This window comes from Actinosynnema sp. (assembly GCF_052038725.1).
In genome coordinates this window covers 1-2533 of record NZ_JBQGCX010000884.1, presented here as the reverse complement: position 1 = coordinate 2533, position 2533 = coordinate 1, and the positions used below count along the sequence as shown (strand labels likewise).

Annotated in this window: 2 protein-coding genes; both read left to right on the top strand. The window is 75.0% G+C overall.

Going from position 1 to position 2533, the window contains the following annotated elements; genetic code table 11:
• A partial coding sequence (locus ACTUAL_RS18235) for a hydantoinase/oxoprolinase family protein (protein ID WP_440901114.1) occupies positions 1-792 on the top strand: 792 nt, incomplete at its 5' end.
• Positions 785-2533: hydantoinase B/oxoprolinase family protein (locus tag ACTUAL_RS18230; RefSeq protein ID WP_440901113.1), on the top strand; the 1749-nt coding region annotated here is incomplete at its 3' end. The genes ACTUAL_RS18235 and ACTUAL_RS18230, both read left to right, overlap by 8 nt.

The window sequence follows — 2533 nt, the reverse complement described above, 5'->3', positions numbered from 1 at the left end:
GTTGCTACGGCGATGATGCACGCCCAGCTGGTGCCGCTGTGCGCGCAGCACGGGGTGGACCCGTCCGCGCTGACCATGGTCGCCTACGGCGGCGCGGGGCCGGTGCAGGCTGCGCTGCTGGCGCGGGCGCTCAACGTCGCGGAGGTGGTCGTCCCGGCCTCGCCCGGCACGCTGTGCGCGTACGGCGCGCTGGCCACCGACATGCGGGTGGACCTGGTCGCGCCGATCGGCGGCGCCACCGACGACGCCGAGCTGCGGAAGGCCTGGGACGGCTTGGAGACCCGCGCGCTGGCCTGGTACGGCGAGCAGGACCACGGGTTGCACCCGGACGTGCGCGTCACGCGCTGGGCGGACGTGCAGCTGGTGGGCCAGTCGTTCACGCTCCCCGTGTCGCTGCCCGAGGACGCGGAACCGGGTGTTCCCGCACTGCGCCAGGGGTTCGCCGAGGCTTACCGGCGCGCTTACGCGGTGGACCCCGGTCCCGGCGAGCTGGACGTGCGCAGCGTGCGCGTGGTGCTGGCCGCCACCGCCGAGCTGCCGCGCGCCCCGTGGCGGGCGAGCGGCGACGCGGAGTCGTTGCCGCACACCGTGATCGAGGACGGCGTGGCCGTGCCCGCGCTGGTGCACCGCAGGAGCTCGCTGGCCACCGGGGCCGAACTCGTCGGCCCAGCGGTGGTGTCCGCGCCGGACACGACGATCTTCGTGCCGTCCGGGTGCCGCGCCGTCGTCGACGGGCTGGGCAACCTGCGGATCGCCGTCACCCCCGCCGAGAGGAAGGCCGCCCGTGCGTAGCTCGCCCGTCGTGCTGGAGATCCTGGCGCACCGCTTCTCGGCGATCGTGGAGGAGATGGCGGAGAACATCCGCCGCACCAGCTTCAGCGTCTTCGTCAAGCAGACCGCGGACTTCGGCACCTGCCTGGTCACCCCGGACGGCGAGGTGTTCGCCGCGCCCCGGCGCATCTCCGGCAACCTGATGATCGGCATCCCGGCGCGCGCCGCGCTGGAGTCCCTTGCCCCGTACCAACCCGGCGACGTCGGGCTGAGCAACGACCCCGACCGCACCGGCGGGCTCGTCACGCACCTGCCCGACCTGTGGACGTGGGCCCCGCTGCACGTGGACGGCGAGGTCGTCGCGTACGCGGTGAGCTTCGTGCACTCCTCTGACATCGGCGGCACGGTCCCCGGCTCGATCGACTGGGGCCACACCGATCTGCACCAGGAGGGGCTGCTGATCCCGCCGGTGCGGCTGGTGGAGGGCGGGCGGCGCAACCAGGCCGTGTTCGACCTCGTGGCGCGCAACACCCGCGTGCCCGAGCAGAACCTGGGCGACCTGGACGCGCAGGTCGCCGGACTTCGGACGGCGCAGCGGCGGCTGGACGAGGTCGCGGGCTCGTTCGGCGTGGCGGCGGTGCGGGACGCGATCGCGGACCTGCTCGACACCGCCGAGCAGCGCGCCGGGGACATGATCGAGGAGTTGGCGGACGGGACCTACGCGTTCACCGACTACGTCGAGGGCGTGGAGGGCGAGCGCGGCACGGTGGTGCCGCCGACCCGGCTGAACCTGGAGCTGACCGTGTCCGGGCGCGGGGCGCACCTGTCGTTCGAGGGCACCTCGCCGCAGGTGCTGGAGGCGGTGAACCTGCACACCGGCGGCGAACCCGGCCACTACATGCTCGCCTTCGCGCTGGTGAACTGGTTCTACTCGCGCGACAAGGGCGTGCCGTACAACTCGGGGCTGGTGCGGCCGTTGACCGCCGCGCTGCCGCCGGGGTCGGTGGTGAACCCGTGGCCCGGCGCGCCGTGCGGGGTCAGGGCGGCGGTGTTCTTCCGGATCATGGACTGCGTCGTGGGCTGCCTGGCGCAGGCCAGGCCCGAGGCGGCGTCGGCGACCGGGGCGGGCGGGGTCGCGATCGCGGCGATCTCGCACGTGGACGAGGCGACCGGCAGGCGGCGGGTGTCCGTGGGGCAGCCGCTCACCGGCGGGTCCGGCGGGCGGCCGGGGCAGGCGGGGTTGCACGGCACCAGCTACATGGGCGGGTGGCTGCGGAACGTGCCGAACGAGGTGCTGGAGGCGGACGTCCCGGTGCTGGTGGAGGAGTACCGGTACCGGCGGGCTTCCGGTGGCGCGGGCGAGTTCCCCGGCGGGGACGGGCTCGTGGTGCAGATGCGGTCGCTGCGCGACGACGTGACGTTCGCGGTGCGCGGGCTGGAGCGGTTGGTGCACCAGCCCTGGGGCGTGGGCGGCGGTCAGCCGGGCGCGCGGGGGCGGGCGGTGCTCAACCCCGGCGCCGAGGACGAGCGGGACCTGGGGCGGGTCGGGACGATCACGTTGCGGCGCGGGGACGTGCTGCGCGTCGAGACGCCCGGCGGTGGCGGGCTCGGGGCGGCGGACGCCGATCCGGGCGAGAGCGGGAGCACTGCCCTGCGAGCGCTCGGGGCGGAGTTCGCGTTCGGCGAGGCCCGCGAGGCGTACGAGGCCCGCTGGCCGCAGGAGTCGCAGCGGCGGCTGGTGGACGTGGTGCTCGGGCGGGTC